General features: G+C 33.4%; 3 protein-coding genes. All 3 read left to right on the plus strand.

Annotated elements, in window-relative coordinates; translation table 11 throughout:
• The coding region (locus ACE01P_RS24225; protein WP_379701632.1) for a hypothetical protein at positions 1-1,413 on the plus strand (1,413 nt) is incomplete at its 5' end.
• Between the two features lie 95 nt (positions 1,414-1,508).
• Positions 1,509-4,280, plus strand: a complete 2,772-nt coding sequence (locus ACE01P_RS24230) for a hypothetical protein (RefSeq protein ID WP_379701633.1) — start codon at positions 1,509-1,511, stop codon at positions 4,278-4,280.
• Between the two features lie 89 nt (positions 4,281-4,369).
• The gene (locus tag ACE01P_RS24235; protein ID WP_379701635.1) at positions 4,370-4,642 is read left to right on the plus strand and encodes a hypothetical protein; all 273 of its coding nucleotides are present in this window, start codon (positions 4,370-4,372) and stop codon (positions 4,640-4,642) included.
• Positions 4,643-5,002: the final 360 nt, after the last annotated feature.

Below are 5,002 nucleotides of genomic sequence, written 5' to 3' on the forward strand. Positions count from 1 at the left end.
ACTAAAATTCGTGAAGAACTAAGTAAACTTGGTGGAAATAATGAAAAGTATTTCGCTAACAGATGGCAAAATTTCTTGGGTTTTAACGGATTGCAAAATAAGGCTAATTATGAAACTTATCCTCCTGCAAGCGTTTCTGAAGAAAACTACCGTTTCCCTGTTCCTGACAGTGAATTATTAAGAGGAGAGATTAATGAATTTATCAAATGGCATAATCTAACACAAAAACAAAATGTTCCAGATGTAACTGCTCTAACTGCTCTTAATCAAATTATTATTCCTAAAACAGCAGGAATTGAGGAAGATCTATTGGCCATTCATTTTATTGAACAAGTTGTTCATGCCGTTTTTGTGCCATTAACTGAAGTGCCTGTTATTTATGAATATATTAATGATAATGACTATGTGCCAGTTAATAAAAAACAAACCATCAAAGACAAAAATGGTAATGTTTTAAAATATCCTCATCCTGATTTGGACATAGCGCCAATGATGAAAATCACAGATGCGGCTGAGTTTAGAACGCAGTTTACAGATTTTAATCTAGACGGTAATTCACAAAACATCTATTTCTACGGTGTTCGTGAAATGGATATTAAAATGAATTTCAGTGAGTTTAGTACTTTCTTAGGACCTGTGAAACTAGTTCCTTCAAGTCCGCCTCAAACACCAGAGATTAAGCGAATTATGCCTGTTTTAGAAAATCAGGTTTTAGGAATCAAGCCTTCTATTCAAATCGAATTAAATGCTTACAAACCAGAATACAACATTAGAAAAATTAATATCTATCGTGCAAAAAACATGCTTGATGCACAATCAATTAGAACGATGACTCCTGTCAAAGAAATTCTGATTAATGAGGATACTTTATCTACTGATTTTAATAGTGTTTGGACGGTTTATGATGAATTTGAAGATTTAGAAAATATTCCTTTTGGTGATGGTCTTTTCTACAGAATTACTGTTTCAAGAGAAATTGAATACGCTGATCCGAGTTCGACTGATCTCAACCCAATTATCAATATTGATTACACACCATCTCAGCCATCAAAAATTACTGCCACAGTTATTGCTGATACTGCTGCTCCAGAATCTCCAGAATTAACAGCTACTGGCGTTCCAACTGGAGAAAATGAATCTGTATTGAAACCGATTGTATTCAGTTGGGAGAAAACGGTTCATAATGGTAAATATCATTTGTACAAAATGAATAATCAAGGAAACTGGGATAAAATTCAAGAGAAAATTTCAAATGAAAATGTAGTGACACTGGCTTTACTAGATACCAAATTGAATACCGACGAATTAACTATTAAAAATGCTGATGATGAAAGAATTTACCATCATTTCAAAGTACTTGCTGAAAACTCTTCAGGCATGTTTAGTAGTGAAGAAAAAATTCTAACCCTATAAATTCTAAAATGAATCCCAACGAAATTATTTGTTGGGATTCAAAATCAAGCTAATCAAAAATAATATTTACAGAAAGAAAATAAATTTCAAACAACATGGCAACAGACAGAACTAACATTGGCTACAAATTCGAAAACGGCGATATTCCGTCGCAGGGAGACTTTCAGGAGGTTTTTAATAGTTTTATCCATAAAGACGAAGACAAAGCCGATTTTCAAATGGTCGAAACAGGAACCGATAACCTGCATTATGTAACTCCTGCTCTTTTACGCACAGGTTTACAAAATATCGGTATCATTACAGGAAATAGTTACATGCCTCTTAAAGAGCATTTTGACAATTTTGTCGGCAATACTATTTCTTTACAATATGCACCAGTCAACTATAGTGTTAAAGTATTTAAAAACGGGCAATTATTGCTAGAGAAAGAAGGCGAAGGAAATGATGGAGATTACATCATCAATTACGAAATGGCCAAAATCACTTTTTCGGGGAATATTGATAATAGAAATATTGAAGTCGATTATTGGTATAAAAATTTAACTCCAAATCCAGGAGGCGGATCTGGCGAACAAATTGACTTTACAAGTTTTTTACATACTTCAGGAAATGAAACCAAAAACGGAATCCTGACTTTCAATAACACTACTCCTACCTCAACAAGCGGAATTGTCTTAACAAACAGTGGTGCCGATGCTGGCGCAAAAGTATTAGACGTAACAGTTAGCGGTATCGGAAGCGGTATAGCTGTTCAAAATACAGCAGCGGGAACTGGTATTAAAGTATCAAACACAGGAGCTGGAGCAGGCTTACAAGTAAATTCTTCTTCAACAGCAACAGGAGATCCTTTACAAGTTTCGAAAGATAATGTTGTAAAAGCTAAAATTGATTCAGAAGGAATTGTAACGGCTAAAAAATTTGTTAGCGAAGGAGGAACAGCTGAAAAATTTGTAAAAGGAGATGGTTCTCTTGATCCGACAACATATGCCGATGACACGAAAGTAATTCATACTTCTGGCAATGAAACTAAAGACGGAGCCTTAAAATTAACGCACAATACTTCAGTAGATGATGTTTTAACAATTGAGAAAAATAATAGTGCGAACTGCTTAAAATTAGTTCAAAACTCTAGCTCTAATGCGACCACTTCTACTTTTGACACCAGTACTGATAACATTAACAGAAAAGCGATCAGCGTTAAAAAAAAGGAAGTAGAAAAAGCATTTATCACACACGACGGAAACGTATCTGGAACTTCATTCACAACCTTAAACGAAAAAGCGGATATTACGGATGGTTTTTTAACTTTAGCACCTTCTGACTCTGCAACTGCAATGGCTGGTCATGCAAAATTATACGCTAAAACAGACGGAACTACCGATTTGTATGTTATGGGAAGTGATGGGGTTGAGAAGAAGATTGGTGACAACAGTGGAGGTGATTTAGATAATGTTTTACATAAAACAGGATATGCTAGCGAAACTAAAACTGGAGAATTAGTTATTGATAGTGGGACTGCAAATGTTAGCGGATTGAAACTAAATAGAATAACTCAAACGAGAAATAGTTATGCTACTGTTCCTTCAAATACTTATGGTTTAATTAGTATTGGAAATACTTTTTATAGAGCTGGTAACTATTTGGTAAAAATTGAAAATCAAGTAGCTACTACAATTGGTACTGGTATGGGAGCTGGATATTCAATATGTTATAACAGTGCTAATAATAAAATATACATAGGAGGAAATTCAAGCAGAATTCGATCTATGGATCCAGATGGTAGTAACAATCAAATTGTTGCTCAATTCTCAGTAGGTAATCAAAACTTTTATGGAATAACTATAGCGAGTGACAATAATCTATATGTTCTCGAATACACAACGGGAAATATCCATAGAAGTACATTAGGAGGAGTAAAAACAGAAAACTTTGCAAATGTAGGATCTGACATAAATAGTGGATTGATTAGCGGAAATAATGGATTTATTTACGCATCACATAATAACACAATAAAGAAAATAGATATTGCAAACGGTGTAGTAACTGATTTTGTTACACTAGCAAAAAGAATCACCTCACTTTTTTTACATTCTGATGGATATATTTATGCAAATACAATAGATTCTGTAGCTAGAATTTTACTGGATGGAACTAACTTAACAGAAAATTGGGCATCTGGACTATTGTCTCCAAATAGAGCTGTCTATGGCATTTGCAGCCAAAATGGAGAATTATACATTGCGGATGGTCTAGCAATCTCAAAATTAATCCAACCTCAAAAAGCACTGAAAACAGATCCTGCTGGATTAGTTGTTAGTTCTACATATTTAGAAGATGTTCAATATTTAAAAGCTACCGATTTAGATTTATCAAGTTATTCAAAACTAACTTCTCCAAATTTCAATGGAACACCAACAGCACCAACAGCAACTCTGGGGACAAATACAAATCAGTTGGCAACTACAGCTTTTGTTATGGCTAACAGTGGAGGAGCAACATCTGGAACTTATACTCCAATTATATCAAGCTCTTCTGGAATTCTTGCAACAACTATATTCAGATCTGTTTACACAAAAATAGGTAACCTTATCACAGTAACTTGCATGATGTCTGCAACAAGTGATTCAACCGGAGATTATACTATCCCTATAACGAAAGCATTCTTTGTATCGCTTCCTTTTCCTGCCCAAGGTGATTCCACTAGTGTTATTGTTATTGGTTCAAATAATGATACTGGAAATAATACATTTACTTCAATTATAGGTGGTGGTAACGGTAACAATGCGACTGAGGCAATCATTAATTATAAAACGACTAAGTCTAGTAAAAATTATCTTCAATTTACAATCACTTATAATATTTCTTAGCAATTAAAATAATACAATGCAAACGCATTACTATTCAAAATAAACCTGTAATTCAAAACAAATAAAACAGCAATAAAACAGCAATAAAAATGGAAAACACAAAAATCAACAAAGAAGAAGCAAAAACAATCAACGTAGAACAATTAAAGAAACTACGAGATTTTAATGCCTTTATGGATAAAGCGAGATTATCGTTGGGAGAATTGTCTATTCAATACGAGTTTCAAAAAGCAGATATTTTAAGCCAGATTGCCGTTCAGCAGCAAAACTTTAATGAATTGGAAAAAGCGATTAAAGAAGAACATGGAGATATTCGTGTGAACATTGAAACGGGCGAAATTGTAAAGCAAGAACAAGAATAATTCTTGATCATAATTTTTAAACAATTATTTAGGAACCACAAATTTACCAGCCTCTGGCGTGGTTCCTATTAACTTCTATTAGGGCTTTTACAGCCAATATATTTGTGCAAATTAAGTACAATCTTCCATCATATTCTTCGTCTATTTACTTCAAGACAATCTGCTTCATTTAATTATTGCTTTTTGTAAAATTGAATTTTTTCAGCGATAAAATAAATTAATAGCACTTCAAAAAGGTGAAATCAAAAGTACATAAAATGGCTTTTCATCTTCATAAAACTTAGTTTTTGCTCAAGGCAATTCTTCTCTAAGTTGAGACAAATCATAATCAATTATAAACAAAGTATGGAATATTACAAT

It is taken from the genome of Flavobacterium sp. HJSW_4, assembly GCF_042436695.1.
In the GTDB taxonomy this organism is placed as follows: Bacteria; Bacteroidota; Bacteroidia; order Flavobacteriales; family Flavobacteriaceae; genus Flavobacterium.

What these genes read in the sequence shown, in the direction of transcription:
- ACE01P_RS24230 (WP_379701633.1), top strand. Translation starts at nt 1,509, where the DNA reads ATGGCAACAGACAGAACTAACATTGGCTACAAATTCGAAAACGGCGAT.
- ACE01P_RS24235 (WP_379701635.1), top strand. Translation starts at nt 4,370, where the DNA reads ATGGAAAACACAAAAATCAACAAAGAAGAAGCAAAAACAATCAACGTA.